16 protein-coding genes are annotated in these 20,060 nt (G+C 69.5%); 6 read left to right on the top strand and 10 right to left on the bottom strand.

Going from position 1 to position 20,060, the window contains the following annotated elements; translation table 11 throughout:
• Positions 1-83: 83 nt before the first annotated feature.
• Positions 84-293, bottom strand: a complete 210-nt coding sequence (locus ACFYP0_RS30160; RefSeq protein ID WP_356979717.1) for a hypothetical protein — start codon at positions 291-293, stop codon at positions 84-86.
• Here ACFYP0_RS30160 and ACFYP0_RS30155 point away from each other — a divergent pair.
• Complete coding sequence (locus ACFYP0_RS30155) at positions 274-1,317, top strand: NAD(P)-dependent alcohol dehydrogenase (RefSeq protein ID WP_356979808.1); 1,044 nt, start codon at positions 274-276, stop codon at positions 1,315-1,317. The genes ACFYP0_RS30160 and ACFYP0_RS30155 overlap by 20 nt on opposite strands.
• Before the next feature lie 205 nt (positions 1,318-1,522).
• Here the strand turns inward: ACFYP0_RS30155 and ACFYP0_RS30150 are convergent, their stop codons facing one another.
• The gene (locus tag ACFYP0_RS30150; protein ID WP_356979719.1) at positions 1,523-2,752 is read right to left on the bottom strand and encodes a trypsin-like serine peptidase; all 1,230 of its coding nucleotides are present in this window, start codon (positions 2,750-2,752) and stop codon (positions 1,523-1,525) included.
• Between the two features lie 338 nt (positions 2,753-3,090).
• On the opposite strand from ACFYP0_RS30150, the gene ACFYP0_RS30145 reads away from it, so the two are divergent.
• A complete protein-coding gene (locus tag ACFYP0_RS30145) occupies positions 3,091-3,810 on the top strand; it encodes a VOC family protein (RefSeq protein WP_356979721.1) in 720 nt (239 codons plus the stop codon).
• A gap of 75 nt (positions 3,811-3,885) precedes the next feature.
• Here the strand turns inward: ACFYP0_RS30145 and ACFYP0_RS30140 are convergent, their stop codons facing one another.
• The 3 genes from ACFYP0_RS30140 to ACFYP0_RS30130 all read right to left on the bottom strand — a co-directional run bounded on the left by ACFYP0_RS30140 (position 3,886) and on the right by ACFYP0_RS30130 (position 10,475).
• The gene (locus ACFYP0_RS30140) at positions 3,886-4,398 is read right to left on the bottom strand and encodes a hypothetical protein (protein WP_124855922.1); all 513 of its coding nucleotides are present in this window, start codon (positions 4,396-4,398) and stop codon (positions 3,886-3,888) included.
• Complete coding sequence (locus tag ACFYP0_RS30135) at positions 4,388-6,187, bottom strand: RyR domain-containing protein (RefSeq protein WP_356979724.1); 1,800 nt, start codon at positions 6,185-6,187, stop codon at positions 4,388-4,390. The genes ACFYP0_RS30140 and ACFYP0_RS30135 overlap by 11 nt, the downstream gene beginning before the upstream one ends.
• Positions 6,188-6,263: 76 nt before the next feature.
• Positions 6,264-10,475, bottom strand: a complete 4,212-nt coding sequence (locus ACFYP0_RS30130) for a HEAT repeat domain-containing protein (RefSeq protein ID WP_356979726.1) — start codon at positions 10,473-10,475, stop codon at positions 6,264-6,266.
• Between the two features lie 296 nt (positions 10,476-10,771).
• On the opposite strand from ACFYP0_RS30130, the gene ACFYP0_RS30125 reads away from it, so the two are divergent.
• Complete coding sequence (locus ACFYP0_RS30125) at positions 10,772-11,728, top strand: SCO2521 family protein (RefSeq protein WP_356979728.1); 957 nt, start codon at positions 10,772-10,774, stop codon at positions 11,726-11,728.
• Positions 11,729-11,734: 6 nt separating this feature from the next.
• Here the strand turns inward: ACFYP0_RS30125 and ACFYP0_RS30120 are convergent, their stop codons facing one another.
• The 4 genes from ACFYP0_RS30120 to ACFYP0_RS30105 all read right to left on the bottom strand — a co-directional run bounded on the left by ACFYP0_RS30120 (position 11,735) and on the right by ACFYP0_RS30105 (position 16,488).
• Positions 11,735-12,691, bottom strand: coding sequence for an SCO2522 family protein (locus ACFYP0_RS30120; RefSeq protein WP_386998369.1), 957 nt, complete (start codon positions 12,689-12,691; stop codon positions 11,735-11,737).
• 5 nt (positions 12,692-12,696) lie between these two features.
• Positions 12,697-13,626 carry an SCO2523 family variant P-loop protein gene (locus tag ACFYP0_RS30115; RefSeq protein ID WP_124855914.1) on the bottom strand — a complete coding sequence of 310 codons (930 nt, stop codon included), beginning with the start codon at positions 13,624-13,626 and terminating at the stop codon, positions 12,697-12,699.
• Positions 13,627-15,468: an SCO2524 family protein gene (locus ACFYP0_RS30110; protein WP_124855912.1), complete on the bottom strand. Its 1,842-nt coding sequence runs from the start codon at positions 15,466-15,468 to the stop codon at positions 13,627-13,629.
• Between the two features lie 228 nt (positions 15,469-15,696).
• Positions 15,697-16,488: an SCO2525 family SAM-dependent methyltransferase gene (locus ACFYP0_RS30105; RefSeq protein ID WP_386998368.1), complete on the bottom strand. Its 792-nt coding sequence runs from the start codon at positions 16,486-16,488 to the stop codon at positions 15,697-15,699.
• 251 nt (positions 16,489-16,739) lie between these two features.
• Between ACFYP0_RS30105 and ACFYP0_RS30100 the strand changes: the two genes are divergently transcribed.
• Positions 16,740-17,663 carry an AEC family transporter gene (locus tag ACFYP0_RS30100; protein ID WP_386998367.1) on the top strand — a complete coding sequence of 308 codons (924 nt, stop codon included), beginning with the start codon at positions 16,740-16,742 and terminating at the stop codon, positions 17,661-17,663.
• Between the two features lie 111 nt (positions 17,664-17,774).
• Here the strand turns inward: ACFYP0_RS30100 and ACFYP0_RS30095 are convergent, their stop codons facing one another.
• On the bottom strand, positions 17,775-18,005 hold the full coding sequence (locus ACFYP0_RS30095; RefSeq protein WP_124855906.1) for a hypothetical protein: 231 nt from the start codon (positions 18,003-18,005) through the stop codon (positions 17,775-17,777).
• Between the two features lie 168 nt (positions 18,006-18,173).
• Between ACFYP0_RS30095 and ACFYP0_RS30090 the strand changes: the two genes are divergently transcribed.
• Together ACFYP0_RS30090 and ACFYP0_RS30085 are read left to right on the top strand one after the other, a co-directional pair.
• The gene (locus tag ACFYP0_RS30090; RefSeq protein WP_386998366.1) at positions 18,174-19,397 is read left to right on the top strand and encodes a sensor histidine kinase; all 1,224 of its coding nucleotides are present in this window, start codon (positions 18,174-18,176) and stop codon (positions 19,395-19,397) included.
• Entirely contained in the window at positions 19,385-20,041 is a 657-nt protein-coding gene (locus ACFYP0_RS30085; protein WP_386998365.1) for a response regulator, read from the top strand. The genes ACFYP0_RS30090 and ACFYP0_RS30085 overlap by 13 nt, the downstream gene beginning before the upstream one ends.
• Positions 20,042-20,060 lie beyond the last annotated feature (19 nt).

The following is a 20,060-nucleotide window of genomic DNA, read 5'->3' as shown; positions in this document are numbered from 1 at the left end:
TCGCCGGCCAGCAAGGGACGTCGAGATCGCCAGCCGCACGAACACTCACATCGCTGTCGGCGATGGCGGCGCTGTAGCCGGCATCACCGCTCACTGCCTGCCAGCAGGTGCTGCCAGGGAAGTGGGCGCAGCAAAAGAAGTAGCCTGGTCAGCCGGAGCGACCACCCGGCGCGCCTGAGGGGTACCAGCAGTACGCGCCCGACAGAGACTCGCAGCGCCGCCACGGCTGTGGTGAGCTGCGGGTAGGTCAGCATCACGTCACCGGAGGACATCATCTTCACCGTCAACGCCATCGCCGCGCCTTCTGCCACCGAACCGCTCGTGCGTACCACGATCGAACGGCGGGACCTGGGCCCGCACGATGTTCTCATCGAAATCCGCTACGCCGGCATCTGCCACTCCGACATCCACACCGTGCGCGGCGACTGGGGCAGCGTTCCCTACCCGCTCACCGTCGGCCACGAAATCGTCGGCCGGATCACCGAGGTCGGCGCCGACGTCACCCGGCACGCTGTCGGCGACCGTGCTGGTGTGGGCTGCATGGTCAACTCGTGTCGCGAGTGCGAGAACTGCCGCACCGGAAACGAGCAGTATTGCCTCAAGGGCAACACCCAGACGTACGCGGGCGTCGACCGGGACGGCACCGTGACCCAGGGCGGGTACTCGACCCATGTCGTCGTGAACGAGGACTTCGTGCTGCGGGTGCCGGAAAGCATCCCGTACGAGGCGGCCGCGCCGATGCTGTGCGCGGGCATCACCACGTACTCTCCGTTGGCGCACTGGAACGCCGGTCCCGGCAAGAAGGTCGCCGTGGTGGGCCTGGGTGGTCTGGGCCACATGGCCGTCAAGATCGCCGCAGCGATGGGCGCCGAGGTGACCGTGCTGTCACAGACGCTGGGCAAGAAGGACGACGGCCTGCGCTTCGGAGCCGAGCACTACTACGCCACCAAGGACCCGGCGACGTTCGAGTCGCTCAAGAACAGCTTCGACCTGATCATCAACACGGTCAGCGCGCCTATCGACATGGCCAGCTACCTCGGTCTGCTGCGTCTGGACGGCACGCTTGTCAGCGTGGGTGCCCCGCCGGAGCCGCTCCCGGTGCCCGTCTTCGCGTTGTTCGGCAATCGACGTTCGTTCGCCGGCTCCAGCATCGGCAGCATCGCCGAGACGCAGGAGATGCTGGACTTCTGCGCCGAGCGCGGCATCGCTCCCGAGGTCGAGGTCATCGGCGCCGAGGCAGTCAACGACGCGTACGAGCGGGTGCTCGCCTCGGACGTGCGGTACCGGTTCGTCATCGACATCGACACCCTGCGCTGATCTTCTTCCGGGTGCCAGGGCCCGCCGTTCGGCGGGCCCTGGCACGCAGTCGGGCCGGGCGACCGGTGGCCGGCGGTGATCCACCTGCAAAACAACGCCTGAACAGGGTTCATCCTGTTCCTCGACTACGACCCAGAGATCACAGCAGGTCGGCGACGGTCATCGCGAGTTTCGTGGACGTGGCCGGTGCGGGCGATGCGGGCTCTCAGCCGTTGTCGATCAGACTGGCGATCTCGTTGTAGATGAGGTGCGCCTTCGCGCCCTGGTTCGACGGACAACCGCCGAGGTGGTGCAGGGCGATCACACGGTGACTGGCGTTCAGCACGGGTGAACCCGAGTTGCCGCCGGAGGTGTCACAGCTGTAACTGATGTTCCAGGTGTTGTAGTTCGCGTTCCGGACGGCGCAGGTCGCGCCGTTCTGGGTGTCCTCGAAGATCGACAGCCGCTTCGCAGTGCCGTCGCCGTGGCCGGGGACATAGATCCGGGTGCCGTTGCTGGTGGCGGTAGTTGCCAGGTACAGCGTGCCGAAACCCTGGATGGCGGCGAAGTTGTTGACCGAGAACAGGGCGTAGTCCAGCTGGCTGGAGCCGCCGCTGCTCACCCGGTAGAGGGTGGCACCGCTGACCTTGGTGCCGGCGCCGGGATTCGCGCCGCCGCACGTGGCGCACTGGTAGTTGAACTGCATCTCGCTGCCGCTCACGGCGGACTGCGTCGAGAAGCAGTGCTTGTTCGTCAGCATCCGGTTGGTGTTGCCGACCCGCCAGGTGGTGCACAGTCCACCGCCGCTGATCAGCAGCCGCGCCACCGCCCTGCCGCGGGCGTACTCGGTGGGGTGGCTGTTCTGGTAGCAGACCACGTCCCGGCGGGCGTCGGTGCTGCACACGGACTGGGTGGAGAAGTTGTGCGCGGCGATTTCCGTGCGGTCGTATCCACGCCAGAACCGGTCGATGATGGCGGCGCTACCACGTGAGGGACGGCTGCTGTGCAGTGTCACCACGGCGGTGTCGCCCTCCACCGACATCGCCCAGAAACCCGGCTGTCCGTCGGTGGTGTAGTCCGAACCGGTCGCCCGGTTCAGGTGGCGGTCGTACCGGTAGCTCTCCTTGCCGTCGCGGCTCGACACGGTGACGTAGTCGCCTTCGGCCAGTCGCAGTGAGTTGAAGTGCACCTTCACGTAGGTGGCACCGGGATGCTGAATGATCTGTGTTCCGCCGTTGGGGGCGTAGGACAGGGAGCTGTCGACGGTGCGGAGTTCACCGATCGTGGTCACACCCTCTGCCGAGAACTGGGTCGCTTCCGGTGCCCGTTCGGACTGTGGCGCGAGAGGGGCAACCGAGTACGCCTCGGCGGCGGGTACCGACAGTAGGCTCAGCCCGAGTGTGCAGGCAGCGAGCGCAACCGCCCCCGTTCGTAGGCGGCGCAGGGCATGTTTCATCTGTCGCTCCTTCTCAGGAATCAGCACCGAGACGTGCCTTCGGTCTTCATACCTGAGATCACGCAAGACATGTAATCCCATCTATGTCATAGCTGCCGACAACGTCGACGCCCGCAGCCGCATCGGTCGACCGGGGAGCACGCCCACGATCGCCGCGCCTTGTCAGCGGCAGATCCGGGCGCCTGATCTTGGCGAGACGTCTGGCCGGCAGGAAGGCACCGCCGACGGCTCGGCTGGGTAGCGTCAGGTTTCTGGGTCATCAGCCGATCGGACGGCCGAAGGCGATGATCGGCTATTTCCATGTGCGACGGGCGCCCTGCGACGCTTAGGAAGGAGGCATGGCCAACGAGCGGACCGTTCCCCTGCTGCCGTGCGCATCCATCGACGACATCGAAACCTTCTACGGAGTTCTCGGTTTCCGCACCACCTACAAGCAACGCAAGCCCAACGCGTGTGTGGGGGTGCAGCGCGAAGACCTGCATCTGCAGTTCTTCGAGATCGCCGGATTCGACCCCGAGCAGTCCTATGGCTCCTGTCTCGTACTCAGCGCGGACATCGAGGGACTGCATCGGGCATTCGCGGCCGGCATGCGGGCCGCGTACGGCAAGGTGCTGGTGTCCGGAACGCCGCGGATGACCCGGCCCAGGGCGCGGAAGAACGCCGACGGGTTGGGCGGCTTCACCGTCATCGACCCGGGCGGCAACTGGATCCGCGTCTTTCGGGAGGCCGCCACCGCGCCCATGCCGGCCGCCACGACTGTCGGGCGGCTGGCCAAAGCCCTGGCGAATGCTGTCGTGCAGGCCGATTCCAGGGGAAGCGTCGGACAGGCGGTTCGGATCCTCGACAGCGCGTTGGCCCGCCCGCAAGCCGACGACGACCCGGTCGATCAGGTAGAGGTACTGGTCTACCGCGCCGAACTCGCGATGGTGTTGCACGATCCGAACACTGCGGCCGAGATGCTGGCCCGCGCCCAGTCCGTCACGCTCACGGAAGACGAATCCGAAAGGGCGGCACCCGCGTTCGACAACGCCGCCGAACTCGCAGCAGCACTACGGTGACTCACCGTACGAACGCATGTGTCGGGGTCAGGCGCCCTGGCCGGGTGCTTCGCCACCGACAGCAGGACCGGCCCGTCAGCCCTCGATGGGTGTCCGGAGGGCACCGACAGGCCAGAGGATCGTGGTCGGAACGCCGTGGTGCCGCGCCCAGTCGATGGTCCGGTCCGTCGACGCGGGGTGACGGCCAGGTTTGCCGTCCCACACCGCCACGAGTCGCTGCACCCGTCGGACCAGCTCCCGGTTGGCAAACACGTAGGCGGTGGTGTCCGAGCGGTCGTAGCCGGTGTGGACGACCGCTGCCGCCCGGTCGAGCAACTCGTCGAAGGCCGGCCGATTCTCCGGCCTGATCACCGCGACCCGGTAGTCGCGGGCCGGCAGGATCACCTCGTAGGTGCCGCCCAGATCGAGGATCGTGCGCGCGAAGACCTGGTCCGCGCCGGCCGCCAGGCAGGTCACGCCGTGCACGGGCCGGTCGCTGATCCGGCCCAACTCGACGCGGAGAGCGTCGGCGACGAGCAGCTCGGTTTCGCGGGTCAGGTTGATGTGCCCGGTCACGCCGACGCGGACCGGGCCCAGGTCAGGCGGCATCCCTCGGGCCTCTCCGCTGCGCGGGCACCGGGGGTGCCAGCCGGATCAGCTCGAACCCGCTGTCGGACAGCACGTCGGGCAGCGCCCGGATCCCCTCGCGATTCTGCTCCTGCACGTCGGACGGCAGCTCCTCCCACGGCCGCAGGGCGGGATGCCGCCGCTGGACGTCATCACGCGGGTCGCCGTACGTCCAACCGTCCCCGCGCCGTTCCCGGCACCACCGGTCGTGCTCCGTGCGGGCGAGTTCCTCGATCCGGTCGTCGATGGCCTGCCCGGCGGCCGAGGCGTCACCCGTGCCACCGTGCCGGGGCGCCACGACGCAACCGAGATCCAACAGCTTGGCGGCGATGTCCTGCACGTGGGCCCGGTTGGCCCGCCGCAACGACTCGGGCAGTCGTGACCAGTCCACCATTGCCGGGGCATCGCCGAGCCGTACCCCGGCGCGCTGCTGGGCCTGGACGTACCGCTCGTGGATCAGCCGGGCCAGCCGCTCGGTGAGGTCCTCGGCGATCAGCCGGGCGTCGCAGGCGTGGGTGAGCACCGGATAGAGGCGGAGCTTGCCGTGCACCTCGTCGAGCAGGTCGTGACGGGAGTCGCCGTGGAAGGCCGCGGCGAGCGCCGCCTGCCGGTAGACCGGCACGAACACGGCACTCTCGGCGCCCTGCCACAGGGCGGGCGTGTCCAGCACGAACTGCAGGCCGCTGGTCTCGTCCGGTGCGCAGACGTAGATGCGGTCGTAGCGGTCACGGCCGAGACCGACGACACCGTCGAGATCCAGGTCGTACGCGGTCAACTGGCAGACGGTGGCCAGGAACGGGTAACGCGACGACGCCAGAGCGATCTCGGTGCCGGCATCCGGTGCCACGACGTCCACCCGCAGGGGTGGCACGGCGTGGCCACCCGGGGTGTCGGCTCGGGATGCGCGCCAGTGCCGGGCGGTCTCCACCAGGAGAGCCCGGCGGAATGTGCCGGTGCCCGCGATGAGGATCCTGGTTGGTTGGTCTCCCCCGCTGGGCAGCGGGTGGTGCCGGTGCAGTGCGCGTGCGGCGACGTCGTCGACGTGGAAGTAGTCCAGCCGCAGCCGGCTGGACCCGGCGGCACCGAGTCGTCGGGCCTGCAGGGACAGACACATCTCCGAGTCGTGAACCAGGATGTAGACCCGCGGTGGTTGTCGTCGGTCCTGGATGAGCCGGTTGGCGGTGTTGGCGATCGCGTGGTTGCGGTCGTCGTCCTCGCTGCAGGCGTAGATGGTGTGGGCTCGGGGCAGACCGGCGCCGCGCAACACCTCGGGGCTGGTCGGGTCGCCGACCACGCCGAGGTACCGGCGCCACCGGTACTCCAGCGGCCCGAACGGTTCGGAGCGCACCACCACCACACGTTCACCGTCGGCGAAGAGCCGGTCAGCGAGCATATGGGCGAACTGGGAGTCGCCGCAGACCAGGACGTGACCACGTGCCCGCCGGGCACGCAGGCGGCGACTCTCGGCGGCCAGCAGCAGCCGGCTGGCCTCGGCCACGGCGAGGAGCGTGAACAGCGGAGCGGCGAACCGGGCGACCTGCAGCTGCCACGGGTAGGGGCCGGCGTCCTGGAAGGGTTCGGCGCCGAAGACGAAGAGTTGCAGGTCGTAGTAGAGCACGTCGTACGGATCGTGGGCGACGTCCGGTCGGGCCTGGAGCAGGCGCTCGAAGCCGACATAGCCGAGGACGAGAGCGGCCAGCCCGATCACTCCGAAGAGGACTCGCAGACTCCAGCCGGCCGAGCGGGACGAGCCGGCGACCGGATCCGTCATGAGGTCATGGTATTTGACGAGGTCGATCGGATCGTCGCTCGACGCGCACGCGCGGGCACCTACGGCTCCGGGTCGATCACGGAAAGTCGTCGGGTCGGGTGTCGGGCAGCGTGGCCAGCAGTTGCCCGGCCAGCCGCCGCACCGCGCCGTCATCCTCCTGATGCGCGAACCGCACGAGCACCTCCCGGGTCCGGGTGTCCCTGTCGTAGTGACGGGTCAACGCGAGCAGCGCGGTCCGGCGGATCTCCCAGTCATCGTCGTCAGCCAGCCGCAGCAGCAGGTCCCGTACCCCCGTGCGGCCGGCCAGGCTGGCGCCCAGTTGCTCCACGGCCCGGCGGCGAACCTCCAGGGCCGGATCGTCGCGGACCAGCCCGACCAGCAGCACCTGAACCTCCGGGTCGGCGCCGAAGTGCTCGCCGAGCGCGGCGGCGATGCGGGCGCGGATCGCCGGGTCCTGGTCCGACAGTCGGCGCATGAGCCGCAGCGTCACCGCCATGGACGCCGAGCCCTGCTCGGTCAGACAGCGCACGGCCGCATCGAACACGGTCGGGTCGGTGTCGGACTCGACGCATTCCAGCAGCACGTCGGTCACCAGTTCCGGGCTCCCGTACGCGCAGAGGGTCTGTACGGCGGCCAACCGGATGCCGACGTAGCTGTCTCGGCGAGCCCGCCGGCACAGTGTCTCCATCAGGCCCGGGGCGTCGCCGTGACGGGCGAGCGCCTGGGCGGCGGCGCACAGCACGTTCGGGTCGGGGTCCCGACTGACCTGCTCGGCAAGGCACTCCCGCACCTCAAGGTCCGGTGGGTCGGCGAGACGGGCCAGGCTACGGGTGACCCGCAGCCGTACGATCGGGTCCCGTTCCTGGGAGGCGCGGCTGATGAGCAGATCCCGGGTCGCGTGGCCGAACAGCGGTCGCCCGGTGAGCAATTCGACCGCGGCGAGCCGGACGCTCGCGGTCGGATCGCGTCGAGCGCTCTCCAACAGCAGTTCCCCGGTGCGGTGGTCGGGGTAGGCCTCGGCCAGCGCGCGCACCGCGGCGAGGCGTACCGTCGCGTCCTCGTCGACGTGAGCCGAGCGGGCCACCACGGTCCACCCGGTGTCGTCGGCGCGGTCCTGGTCGATCAGAGCGGTGACCGCGGCGGCCCGCACGGAGGACTCCTCGTCCTGCTCGATCTGGTCGATCAGCCGGGCCCGACAGCGCCCCTCCGGGTCGGGCACGAGCGCCAACCGCTGCACAGCCACCGCGCGGACCCGCGCCGACGTGTCCGAGCAGGCCAGCTTCAGCAACAGCTCAGTGCTCTCCGGGCTGGGTCGCTCGGGCAGCAGCTGGGTCAGAATGCAGCGTCGGACCTCGTCCGGGGAATCGCCGGTGACCCGCTGCAACGCTGTGGTTCGTGCGGTCTCGGCGTACTCCGGCAGAACCAGCAGACCCTTCAGCACGCACTGCACCACACCGGGGTCGGTGTCGGTGGCCAGCAGTCGCTGCATCGTCTCGGGTGCGTCCGGCAGGTCGGCGCAACGCGCGGTGAGCACTCCGGCGGCGGCTCGCCGCACCGCGACGGCGGTGTCCCCGGTGGCCCTGGCCAATACCTGACGGACGTCGTCGGAGAGTTCGGGCCGGGTGCCGAGGGACTGCACGGCCAGCGCCCGCACTGCGAGATCGGGAGAGTTGGCGAGGCTGCGCAGCAGGTCCACAAGGTCGAGGTCGGCGCCGAAGTGGGCGACCAGTGCGCGGACGGCGGCCTGCCGCACCGCGGTGGAGACCTCGGCCTGCGCCTGGGCGAGCAGGACGTCCCGGCATCGGCGACTGCTGCCGCCGGTGGCCTCGAGGCGGCCGGCGGCCTCGGCCAGCCCGGCGACCAGGGTGAGGTGGGCCTGCCGCTCGCGGCCCTGCCCCAACTCCCGGACGAGCAGGTCCTCCATCTGCTCCTCGGCGGTGGACAGCACCGCCGCGATCCGGGTGGCGAAGGGAGAGCCCGATCGCCAACTGGTCCGGACCCCGCGGCGGCGGTACCAGTGCAGGAAGATCTCCCGGCCGGGCCAGCTGGGGCCGAGCGCCCGGATCGAGGACAGCAGCTCCTGCTCGGTGAGATCCACCAGGTTCGGGTCGTCGGCGGAGATGCCATGCTCGATGAGACGCACGACCTGGCGCAGCACGGCGTCGCCCGCGCCGGCCAGTTCGGCGGGCTGCGGCGCCTCGGCCACGCACTGCGCCGCCAGCACCAGGTTCCACGGCGGCCCGGTCAGGTTCAGCGGCGGCCACGGTTGAGTGGCCTCGGTGGCGAGCAGGGTGACCAGTTCGTTGGCGATCTGGGCGGGCAGGGCGCTGGCGACCAGTCGAAGCACCTCCCGCCACGACGGATCGGCCCAGTGCTCGCGAAACAGCGAACGCAGACGATCGAGGCCCCAGGTCGGATCGTGCTCGCATCTGTCCACGATCTCTTCGGCACAGAAAAACTCCAGGAACGCGCGGTGCACGAACCCGAACAGTCGCAGTCCGTAACGTTCCAGGATGAAGCTTCGCTGCCGCAATTTGTCGATCATCGAGTAGGCCATGGCGAGCGCCCGCTCATTCTCAAAACCGTAGAACGCGACGAGGTGGTCCCGGAAGATGCGCGCCAGTTCGTCGGACTCAATGTAGTTTCCGGCGGGGCCGGACTCGCGGAACTGCATCCAATACGCCAGGTGACGCAGCAGCCGACGCTTCGCCTGCAGGTCCAGCGACGGCACGTCGCCGTGGCTCTCGCGCAGTTGCTTGGTCACATCCCACTCGGAGATCAGGACGTCGGTCACGTGCGCGTAGAGCCGGCGTCGGTTGCGGGGCAGCGGGTGACCCCGGCCGACGATCGCCATGAGCATCAGCAGCAGGGGGTTGCCGGCGATCTCGCGCATCGCTCGAGAACTGCCCACCACGTCGAGGATCTGCCGCCGCTGCCGCTCTGCCTCCGCAGCCGGCGTGGGCATCACATAGCGGTACCAGTTGCCGAGAAACCTCGCGATCTGCTCGTCGTCGAGATCCTCCAGCGTGAAGTGGTCGAAGCCTGCGTTGGCAAAGGTGTGCCGCTGGTAGCCGGCCGCCCGCGAAGTGACCACGGTCAGCACCCCCGGGTACTCGTTGGCGAACGTGGCGATCTGCGCGGCCACCTCTTCCCGCTGCGCCGGGTCGAACACCTCGTCCAGGCCGTCGAACAGGAACAGCGCCTGGCCGCCCTGGCGCAGGTACGCCTCCAGCACGTTCTGGTCGATACCGGCCAGCCCCTGCTGGTGGCGGTGGCCGACGTAGTCGAGCAAGCCGTCGCACCTGCCGTCCCCGTGATGGGTGGCGTAGGAGCGCAGCTCGATCAGGACGGGTAGGTACCGGTCCAGCGCACTCAGTCGAGGCTCGACGCAGACCTCGGCCAGCGTCAGCGCCAGGTACCGCGCGGCGGCGGACTTGCCGGAACCGGGGTCGCCGAGCAGCACGATCGTGCGCCGGCCCGGGTCGGACACCACGTCGAACAATGACAACTCGTCCTTGGCCGCGTACTCCTCCCAGAGCCGCTCCACCTCCTCCGGGTTGACCACCCCGGGCAGCCCGCCGACGTCGTCGCCCGGCGTGGACCCGGCCCAACGCCACCACGCCAGCGGCATCTCCGGTCGCGCGTCCTCGTGGACGCGGGGTTCAACGAACACCTTGGGCAGCCCGACGGTGAGGTAGCCGATGGTGGGACGCGGTGAGACCGCGTCCACCGAGACGGCCTGGTATCTCAGCGACAACTGCTTGTAGTACTGGTTGCGAACGGCCGTCGGCAGGTGGGTGTCCGGGTCGGCGGGCTCGCGCGCCGGCGACCTGCCACTGCGTACGTCGGCCAGTGCGGCGGTCACCTTGGCGGTGAGGTCGTCCACGCCGGAGAAGAAGGCGCAGAGGTGACGCTCCTTGAGCTCACGGCGCAACGCGACGATCTGCTGCCAGTCGGCATCCCGATCGATCATGTCGACCGGCCAGGGCGTGTCCTCCGCGAGCAGGAAGACCAGGCAGGGCTTTCCCGCCGCGAGCGCCTCCCGGTATTCCAACTCGGTGATGGAGGACTCCTGGCCGGGCGGCCGGAACCCGTACCGCCAGGCGAACAGCCCCACGTAGAGGTCGCACCGGCGCACGTCGGCGAGGCAGCGTTCCAGCGGCGGCCGGATGTCGGCGCCGTACGCCTCCATGGCCACGTCGTCGATCTCCAGACGGCGAGCCACGGCGTGCACGGCAGCGCGGTATTCCAGCAGGTCCTTTTGTGTGGCCGAAATGTAGACCTTCATGAACGGCAAACTCCAGGGGGTGGCTGGCGACCGCACCATTGAAAATATCAGCAGTTGTCACGTCCGTCCGACCCGCGAACACTCCGAACGCCGGCCGTGCATGGGATTCCCGCCGACCCCGGGCTTATGATGGCCATCAACAGATACGGATCCGGCGGTCGAATCTCGTACTCGTGGAGTTTCGGTTGTCCGACGCGGATCCGTGTCGGTGCCGGTCGCGAGGTGTGTACGTCAATCAGCATGAGCCGCATTCCGCGGGATGAGCGCGGATCGGTGGCAGCGTTGCGGAGGAAGCCATGCTCACGGTCGGTGAGGTGCACACCAGCCTTCTGCAGCACAGCACGGCGCTGGCCCAGGAGCAGAGCGCCGAAGTACTCAGCCTGATCGAGGGCGAGGCCGTGCTGACCTCTCGGCGTCCATCGCTGTACGCGGTGTCACCCGATGTCCGCACCGGTGTCGACTGCTGGCTCCCGAGCGCCAGACAGCGCCAGTTACGTGGGGTGGGGGCCGTCGTCACCCGGGCCATCATCACCGGCGGCCGGATCGTGCAGGCCTCCTCGGTCATCCACGTCGTCGCCGGCGAGCGCCGCCAGCCGTGGTCGCACTATCTGGCCAACCCCGGCGTCCTGGAGACGGTCGGCAAGCTCGACGTAGCCGACCTGGGCGCGGGCTTCCTGCACGGCAACAACGCCGACGTGCTGAACCTGGAGGCGATCACCGGCAGGGTGCTCGACGGTGTGCAGATGTCCGACCTGCTGGACAGGCGCCCGCCACTGCGCACCGCCCGCACACGGCTGCGCTGGACCGCGCAGACCGCCGAGCGTCCGAACCGGGACGTCTCGGCGGTGGTCACCGTGGACTCGCCCACCCTGCGTACGGTCGAACTCGTGCTCGACCCGCAGGACGTGCCGGCCGCCGTGGCCGGGCTCTGCGAAGATCTCGCGTTGCACGACTGGCTGCTGACCATGCTGTCCTCGCTGGTGGAGTCCGTGGTCACCCGATCGGCCTCCGGGCAGGAGCACGTCGAGCGGCTGCGGCCGGTGCTGGAGCACCTGCTGCACCTGTGGCTGCCCGGCGCGCGGGTGCACCCGCGGCTGCGGCCGATCTGGGACCAGTTGGAGCAGGTACCCGGGTTCAGCCGTCAGTGGAACTCGTCGGTCAACTGGATCCGGGATCAGATCAGCGTGAGCAACATGGCTCTGCTGCGCGACCTGGCCGGTCGGGTTGCCGTCGACGAGCCGTGCCGACGCTGAGCACGCTCAGTCGCTGATGAACACGTAGCTCAGCCGGTCGACCAGCTCGCTGGGCAGGTGCAGACCCTCGCCGCCGGCCCGTTTGGCGACCTGCTGCGCGACCGCCGGCGGCACCGCCACCTGGCCGAGGATGGTCCGTACGGCCAGCTCCACCGGCAGGTACTGGGTGCCCATCAGGGTCAGCGTGCGATACGCGCAGAACGGCGCGGCCGTCGGGTTCAGCTGGACGATCGCCGGCAGCTCGTCCCAGTCCGTCGGCAGCTCGCCGGCTAGCCGACACGGCTGCGTCATCGTCTCGCCCCGATGCCGTAGCACGCCGAGTCGGGTCATCTGCCAGACCGAGGCGAGCAGGGCGCACGCCCACACCCGGGCGTCCGGCTCGTCGGACCAGAGCTCGATGTCGACGAAGATGGAGTGCCGGGGATCGCCGGACTGCAACGGCGGAGACCACGGACGCGGCAGGGTCATCGCCGGCGCGTCGACGTGCCCGGGGGACCGCTTACCGTTGGACAGCCAGCCCGACTCGCTCAACGGTGGTCGACTCCCGGTGGTGTGCCGAGGGGGTTCCACCACCAGTGTGTCGACCACCAGACGGGCCAGCTCGGCACCGTCGTGCCGGGCGAAGCTGGACTCCCGGGCCACGTAGTCCAAGATCAGGCCGTGCTCCGCCGCGGCGCTCTGCACCTGCGGGATCACCTCACGGGGGGTACCGAAGCGGTGGAAGTAGTCGTCCAACATGAAGCAGGTGCTGATCCGGGGCTCCCGGTGTGCGGGCAGCCCTCGTCGGGCCAGAGCCGGGATCGCGGCCGACCAGTCCGCGATCCGCTCGAACTTGCGCCTCAGCTCCTCACAGCCGTCGCCGAAGTCCTCCGCGTAGAAGTGCCCCAGCTCTACGGACAGGTGCGAGTACGCCACGCTCTCTGTACGACGCACCGCAGCTGCCTCCTGGAACCTGACATCCATGCCGATCACGCGGTGTCCCATGCCGTCTCGTCGAAAAGCTTCTCGGTCAGGTCAACGAAGGCGTCCACCGTTTTGACGTTGGCAATCTTGGATTGCACGTCGTGATCGGAGATCAGCTGCTCCCGCCACTGCAGCAGAGGATCCAGCGGCACCATGCCGAGCAGCGTCGTACGCCCGACACCTCGCCGTCGGGCCAGCTCCGACAGCTCCGCGTCGCACTTGCGCAGGAAGGCCTGCTGCGCGAGGCCGAGGTGGCCGACCTCCGGGCCACGGGAGTCGATCACCGCCGTACGGATGAAGCGCAGCGACTCCCGTAGCCTGTCCGGCTCGTGGCCGTACTCCTTGCCCATGGCCACGATCCCGCCCGCCTCGAAGGCCAGGTCCGCCGCTGCGGTGACGTGCTGGGGAGTCCACCGGTGGAAGACCAACCAGCGCACGGCGACCTTGCGCAGGGTCGAGGTCGCGGTGGCGGCCAGCGCGATCTGACTGGCGTACGACCGGCCGGCGCTGAGGTCCACCAGGGTCAGGTCGAACTCCTCCTCCAGCCGGAGGAAGAGCTCAGCGCAGCGCTTGGCGATGTCGTTGGTGAAACCGAACTCGCTGCCGTTGCGTTGCCCCGGCAGGAGCACCAGCGAACCGGACCCGATGGGCCTCTGACGCAGGCTGGCACGTTCGGAGGTGCCCCACACGTCCAACTGCTCCGGAGACGGGATCTCCCCGCGCAAGTATCGGTGCAGGCCGCCACCGTTGGGTCCGGCGCCCTCGACGCCATTGACGGCCTGCGGAATCTGGAACGTGATGCCGGCGGTCGGCGAGCCGAAGTCGTAATCCAGGTAGCAGGTGGGGCGACCGGACAACGCGCTGCGGTAGGCGATGTTCGCCGCGGTCACCGACCGCCCGGTGCCGCCCTTGTGCGACGTGACGAAGACCAGCATTCAGATCCCCTCGCTGGCCTTCTGCTGCCCGGTGGCGACGTCGTTGAGCAGCAACAGGAGAGTGTTCGCCAGAGCGGCCGCCGTGCCGGGACGCTCGTCAACCAACAGCTGCGCCTGGCCCAGGCTGGCTCGGATGCTGCGCATGCTGCGCTGCATCGCCTCACCGTCGAAGGTGCCGCGCATCAACTCACGGTCGAACAGGTATTCGGCCTCGTCGATGAGGTCCTGCGCGTAGTCGGCCAGCCGGCCGGCTCGTGGGAACGGCCTCTCCCACAGCAGCTGACCGGAGGTGACCAGAGCCTGCACCACCCGCTCGGTCAGATACCAGGAGGGTGCGTCCGGCTTCGGTGCCAGGCCGGGAAAAGCGCCACCGGCGTGGTCCCACAGCCCCTGGTGCCGGCCGTCCGGGATGCGCCGCAGCAGCAGGTGGTCCCACACCTCGTCGGCCAGCTCGAGCAGTTCACTGCGCCGTCGGGCGTTGCTCAGCAGACCGGCGACGGTGGTCGCCCGCTGCAGCAGCACCGTGGAGAATTCGTTCACGTTCCACGTCATGATCGGCTTTGACGTGTCGTCGTTCAAGGTCACCCGCTTGCCTGGCGCGTGCACGAACAGCGCCGGCTCGCCGGGCGACGCCCGCCGGGTGATCCTCGCCCGCTGCGCCAACTCCACCAGCACCGAGGCGATCCGCCCGAGCTCCTCGTCACCGCCGCGCCCGACGGCGATCAGGCCCTTCACCGCCAGCGACGTGGTCTGGAGGGTGTAGTAGTCGGTCCGGTCGCCGTCGGTCGTCCGCCAGGGGATGTCTTCGATGGGCCACCGCCGTCGGTTGCCGAAGGTCGCCACCGTCGCCCAGTACGTCCGGGTGAGCTCCCAGCGCAGTTGCAGCGCCCGGGACAGCCGCTGCTGCTCCTCGTTGAGCAACCCGAGCAGTCGGGTGCGTTCGGAGTTCAGGTCCTCGATGGCGTCCATCGCGATCACGGTGAAGTAGAGGTAGGGGGCGTTCTCCGCAGAGCCCTCACGCTGCAGGCCGATCGGCTCTGTGGTCGGAACCTCCTCGGCCCCGGAGATGATCCCCCACGACCAACCGCACTCGAACAGCATCTCGCTGTTGTCCAGGTCCTCGGTCACCCGACCCGACCCGATGATCACGCTACGCAGGCTCGCCATCGTGTCCCGCAACTGCTCGCGCAGCGCCGCCACCAGCTCGCGGCGCGGTAGCTCGTCCTGGTTGACCATGTCGCACAGACGGGTGCCGTACTCGTCGGTGGAGGTGAAGACGAAGGTGCTGAAGCTGCGGAGCAGGCCGACCATCGCCGCCGTGAGGCGCACGCCCGCCATCTCCTCCAGTTCGTCCAGATGCGCCAACAGGTCGCGCCGCTGGGTGGAGCCCCGGTAGACCTTCACGAAACCGATCGTCGCCAGCGTCAGTGTGACCGACACCGCGAACGAGTCGACGATGTCCAGGGAACGCTGCTCGTCGGTGAGCTCCGGACCGCCCTCCAGCGGGGTGAGGTAACTGCCCCCGCCGAAGATCGGAGCGCCGGCGTCGTCGGTGTACCGCCGAAAATAGTCGATCATCACGCTGACCAGCCGGCGGGGAATCTCGATCGCACCGCCGATCGGGCTGAGCGCCTCGATCACCTCTTCGTCGGCGCGGTCCGGGTCGTCCAGCGACAACACGGGGACCTTGGCCGCGGGGAGCAACAGGGTCAGCAGTTGCTCTGCGTCGCTGATCGAGTTGCTACCACTTCGGCTGCCCCAGTGCCATTCACCGTTCGCCCAGCAACTGCGAACCGTAGCCCGCCAGATGTCGAGGATCTCCTGGCGCGGCTGCATCCGCATGATCCACCGCCGTCTGTTGTAGTCGTCGACTCGGAACCTCTGGTATTGCCGTGCCCACGATGGTCCACTATGACGTACAGCATCATCGTAGCGGGCCAGTCGAGTGCCACTTGAAAGGCGTCGATGGCCGCGTGTCGGCACTCCGGCCAATCGGGCGCGATGGAATGCCACGCCGCCACGCTGCGCCGACAGCGCCACATCGGCGCATCCCACAGGCACGCATCGGCGCTATCCGCGGGTACGGCCGGTGGCCAGCAGCATGCTCAAATACCCGTCCCGCAGCGGCGGCTTGGGCCGCACCTCGTGGACGTCCAGGTTGTACGCGCCCGTCGCGATGCTGGCCACCACGTCGGCGCGCTGCAGTGCCACCGCCGGGAACATCCGCCGACCGACGCTGTAGCCGAGGGACCCGAGCATGACCGTCACGGCGAAGGGCGACCCGGGCCGCAGCGCGTCCAGAAACCGACCGATCGCGTGCTCGGCCTCGGCCCGGTCCGCCGAGATGGAGCAGGCCACGAAGAACATCGTGCCGGCGCTCCAGGCGTGCCTCGGCAGAGTGAAAACGCTGGCCCGCACCACCTGGCCCACCTGCGCCAGGCGCCGGCGCGGGTCCGCCAGTGCCGCGTACGCCGGGTGCTCCGCGCACACCTGCCAGTACGGGTCCCAGAGCTCGTCGTAGCTGTCGACCTGCGTGCGCAGCCAGTTCACGTTCGCCGTCGACCATTCACACAGGTCGACGGCCTTCGCGAACGGCAGAAGCGACAGCGCCGGGTACAGGTTCGCTCCAGACCCCACGTCGACGCACCGCGCGTCGGAGAGCTTCGCCTCGGCGAAGAAGTCTCGGATGCGGCAGAGGATCTCCCGATCGTCGGACCGCAGATCCGCGTAGTTGTGCCGGACATAAGCCTGCGGGTCGAAGCTGTCCCACTCGACGTCGGAATTGACCGGCCTCGGCGACTGAATCGGCGAGTGTGGCGTCGACTCGCCGCAACCGCCCCCAGTCGCCGGGGTCAACGCCATGGACGGGCCTCCATCGGGTCGGCGAATCACATTGGTCGCTGAAGCGGCGCTCAGAGCACTGCCCATTATGTATCGGAGGTGGTGTTGGCTCACAAGTGTAGGAACTTCACCATCCGCCGGGAATGACGACGACAGGACGGTGACCGGATGCCGACAACACGTCCGCACCGACCCGATCGACACCTGGCTGGCCTCCGCCTTCGCACCCCGCCACATCGAACAAACGATCACCGCCCGCCGGTGATGCCCGCATGAGCCTGGTGTCGGCGTTCGCACCGATCTGGATCCTTACCGCGGTCGGCTACGCGGCCTGCCGTTGGGGCCTGCTGGGCGAGGCGGTGGCGTCGGTGCTCGGCCGATTCGTGTTCCATCTTGCGATGCCGTCCGCCCTGTTCCTGGCCCTGTCCCGGATGCCGCTTTCCGGGTTCGCCGGCCGCTCGCTGCTCGCCTTTGCGGTCAGCACGGCCGCGGTCCTCGGGTTCGGGTGGGTCGGAGCGAGCTGGCTGTTCGGTCGCGAGGCCGGCGAACGGCCGATCTGGGGCATGGCCGCCGGGTACGTAAACTCGGCGAACCTCGGCATCCCGATCGCAACGCAGGTTCTCGGCAGCGTGTCGTTCCTGGCGGAGGTGGTGCTGCTGCAGGTGCTGGTGGTGACGCCCGTGATCCTGGTCGCCCTGGACCGGCACACCGACCCGGCCGGGCGGATACGAGTCCGCCGCATCGCCTCCCTGCCGGTACGCAACCCTGTGATCCTGGCGTCACTGCTCGGTGTCGCGTGCTCGGCTGCCGGCCTGCGTCTGCCGTCGACGGCCGACGCGTCGCTCACCCTGCTGTCGGGCGCCGCGGTTCCGGCCGCCCTGGTCGCGCTCGGCGCGTCGCTGTACCGCACGGTGCCGTCGCGGGCCGAGTCGGCCGAGCTGGCCGGACTGGCCGTGATCACCGCGCTGAAGCTCGTCGCACAGCCCGTCATCGCGTACGCGGCCGGGCTGGCCTTGCATCTGTCCGCGCCGCAGTTGCTCGCCGTGGTGGTGTGCGCGGGCCTGCCGACAGCGCAGAACACGTTCATCTACGGCCAGGAGTACGGTGTCGGCGAGGCGGTGGCCAACCGGGCGGTGGTGGTGACCACGACGCTGTCGCTGGCAACCCTGGCCACGGCGGCGGCGCTGCTCGGGTAGGTCCGTCAGCTGGGGACGCCGCACGGCCCAGAAGAGAAGCGCCGCTGCTGTCAGGCCGTCCCGCCGACGCATCCGACGCCACCCTCCCCCTGCCCGACATCCGCCTGACCCCTACGACTCTCGCGCGCGGTTACGGCGGTGATGGACGATCAGCGCGACCGCGCAGAGCACCGCCACCAGGCCGAACGCCGAGCTGATCCACTGGTTGTCCGCTGCGGTCGACAGCACCACGTTGGCCGCCGCGCTGATGAAGAGCACCAGCCACAGCAGCGGGCGTAGCAGGCCGCCCGGCTTCTTCGGTGCGGCGACCGGAGCCTCGGTGATGCGGTACGGATCGGTCATGACTGCCTCCTTGAGCGAGCGTTCCTCGATGCCGTCAACGCTAGGCGCGGGGCGCGGCGGGGACGATCCCGCCAGCTCGACGACCGTGGTACAGCAGGCTGTACCTTCCGCGCCGAGCGTTGCCGGGCGCGGCCTGCGGTGGCCTATGTTGGCGGGGGAGGTGGGTCGATGGCGTACGTGCGGGGCCGGGTTCGCGCCTCGGTCGACGCTCTGGAGCACCTGGTCGGAGGGCTGGGCACCGCCACGCTGGCGCTGGGCGCGCTGCTCTGGGCGGCGATCGTGGCGGTGACCTGCCTGGTCGGGGTGGGGTTGCTGGCGGCACCCGGTGCGTTGCGGGCGGTGCGCTGGGTGAGCGACCGCGAGCGGACCCGGCTGTCGCGCTGGGGCGAGCCGATCCCCACGCCGGGGCCGGTGCCCGCCGGGTTGCGGACGGCGACGCGCGATCCCTTCGTACGCCGGGAGCTGGGCTGGGTCGCGCTGTACTCGCTCGTCGGCCTGGTGACCGGGCTGGTCGGCATCGCGCTGCCGCTCTACGCGGTGCAGGACGGCACCTTCCCGCTGTGGTACCGGCTGGTCCCCCCCGACGCCGCGCCGGGGATCGTCTGGTGGCGCATCGATGGCCTGTCCGACGCGCTCTGGGTCGGGGTGCTCGGGGTCGGCTGCCTGGCCGCCGCGTTCTGGTTCAGCCCGGTCCTGGCCCGTCTCCAGGCGTGGCCGGGCCGGTTGCTGTTGCCTCCGCCGCCGGGCGTCGACCTGTCGCTGCGGGTGGCCGAGCTGACCGCCACCCGCGCTGCGGCGCTGGACGCCCACGCTGTCGAACTGCGCCGGATCGAGCGGTCGCTGCACGACGGCACGCAGAACCGGTTGGTCGCGGTCAACGTGTTGCTGGGTGCCGCGCGACGGGCCGTGCGCCGCAATCCGGACCGCGCCGACGAGATCCTCGGGCAGGCGCAGGACGCCGCGGAACAGGCACTCGGCGAGCTGCGTACGGTGGTGCGCGGGATCCTGCCGCCCGTGCTGGACGACCGGGGTCTCGCCGGCGCTCTGGCGGGCCTGGCCGGCAGTTGCGTGGTGCCCTGCCGACTTGAGGTGGACGTGACCGTGCGGTGCGCGGCCTCGGTCGAGGCCACCGCGTACTTCGTGGTGGCCGAGGCGCTGACCAACGTCGTCCGGCACAGCGGCGCGAGCCAGGTGGACGTGGCCGTACGCCGCGAGCGCGGCCGACTGCTGGTGTGCATCGAGGACGACGGGCACGGCGACGCGGACGAGACACGTGGCTCAGGGCTGACCGGTATCCGCCGGCGGGTCGAGGCGTACGACGGCCGGATGACACTGACGAGCCCACCGGGAGGGCCGACGAGAATGGACGTGGAGCTGCCATGCGGATCGTGATCGCCGAGGACGACCCGCTGCTGCGTGAGGGGTTGGCCCTGTTGCTGCGGGCGGAGGATCTGGACGTGGTCGCCACCGCCGGCACTCCGGGCGAGTTCCTGGTCGCCGTCGACGAACATGCGCCGGACGTCGCGATCGTGGACGTACGGATGCCGCCGACCCACACCGACGAGGGCATCGTGGCCGCTGTGGAGGCCCGGCGGCGTCGCCCCGGCCTCGCGGTGCTGGTCCTGTCGGCGTACGTGGAGCAGGCGTTCGCCACCGACCTGTTCTCGGTCGGCGCCGTCGGGCTGGGCTACCTGTTGAAGGAGCGGGTGGGCCGGGTCGAGGAGTTCCTCGCCGCGCTGCACCGGGTCGCGGGCGGCGGCAGCGTGATCGACCCGGAGGTGGTGGCGCAGTTGCTCGCCCGCAACCGCCGGACGGACACGGCACTGAGCGAGCTGTCGCCGCGTGAGCGTGAGGTGCTGGGGCTGATGGCCGAAGGGCTCGGCAACAGCGCGATCGCCGAGCGGCTGTTCGTCACCGACGGCGCGGTGCACAAGCACATCCGCAGCATCTTCGCGAAGCTTCAGCTTCCACCGGACGACCGCGCCGACCGGCGGGTCACCGCCGTGCTGCGCTACCTGAACGGCGATCGGCGGTAGCGCCTGCTGTACCCGGACC

This window comes from Micromonospora arida (genome assembly GCF_042873195.1).
Lineage (GTDB): Bacteria > Actinomycetota > Actinomycetes > Mycobacteriales > Micromonosporaceae > Micromonospora > Micromonospora arida.
The sequence above is the reverse complement of the archived record's forward strand: the minus strand, read 5'-3'. Positions and strand labels throughout refer to the sequence as shown.

What these genes read in the sequence shown, in the direction of transcription:
- ACFYP0_RS30160 (WP_356979717.1), bottom strand. Translation starts at nt 293, where the DNA reads ATGGCGTTGACGGTGAAGATGATGTCCTCCGGTGACGTGATGCTGACC.
- ACFYP0_RS30150 (WP_356979719.1), bottom strand. Translation starts at nt 2,752, where the DNA reads ATGAAACATGCCCTGCGCCGCCTACGAACGGGGGCGGTTGCGCTCGCT.
- ACFYP0_RS30145 (WP_356979721.1), top strand. Translation starts at nt 3,091, where the DNA reads ATGGCCAACGAGCGGACCGTTCCCCTGCTGCCGTGCGCATCCATCGAC.
- ACFYP0_RS30140 (WP_124855922.1), bottom strand. Translation starts at nt 4,398, where the DNA reads ATGCCGCCTGACCTGGGCCCGGTCCGCGTCGGCGTGACCGGGCACATC.
- ACFYP0_RS30135 (WP_356979724.1), bottom strand. Translation starts at nt 6,187, where the DNA reads ATGACGGATCCGGTCGCCGGCTCGTCCCGCTCGGCCGGCTGGAGTCTG.
- ACFYP0_RS30130 (WP_356979726.1), bottom strand. Translation starts at nt 10,475, where the DNA reads ATGAAGGTCTACATTTCGGCCACACAAAAGGACCTGCTGGAATACCGC.
- ACFYP0_RS30125 (WP_356979728.1), top strand. Translation starts at nt 10,772, where the DNA reads ATGCTCACGGTCGGTGAGGTGCACACCAGCCTTCTGCAGCACAGCACG.
- ACFYP0_RS30120 (WP_386998369.1), bottom strand. Translation starts at nt 12,691, where the DNA reads ATGGATGTCAGGTTCCAGGAGGCAGCTGCGGTGCGTCGTACAGAGAGC.
- ACFYP0_RS30115 (WP_124855914.1), bottom strand. Translation starts at nt 13,626, where the DNA reads ATGCTGGTCTTCGTCACGTCGCACAAGGGCGGCACCGGGCGGTCGGTG.
- ACFYP0_RS30110 (WP_124855912.1), bottom strand. Translation starts at nt 15,468, where the DNA reads ATGCGGATGCAGCCGCGCCAGGAGATCCTCGACATCTGGCGGGCTACG.
- ACFYP0_RS30105 (WP_386998368.1), bottom strand. Translation starts at nt 16,488, where the DNA reads ATGGCGTTGACCCCGGCGACTGGGGGCGGTTGCGGCGAGTCGACGCCA.
- ACFYP0_RS30100 (WP_386998367.1), top strand. Translation starts at nt 16,740, where the DNA reads ATGAGCCTGGTGTCGGCGTTCGCACCGATCTGGATCCTTACCGCGGTC.
- ACFYP0_RS30095 (WP_124855906.1), bottom strand. Translation starts at nt 18,005, where the DNA reads ATGACCGATCCGTACCGCATCACCGAGGCTCCGGTCGCCGCACCGAAG.
- ACFYP0_RS30090 (WP_386998366.1), top strand. Translation starts at nt 18,174, where the DNA reads ATGGCGTACGTGCGGGGCCGGGTTCGCGCCTCGGTCGACGCTCTGGAG.
- ACFYP0_RS30085 (WP_386998365.1), top strand. Translation starts at nt 19,385, where the DNA reads ATGCGGATCGTGATCGCCGAGGACGACCCGCTGCTGCGTGAGGGGTTG.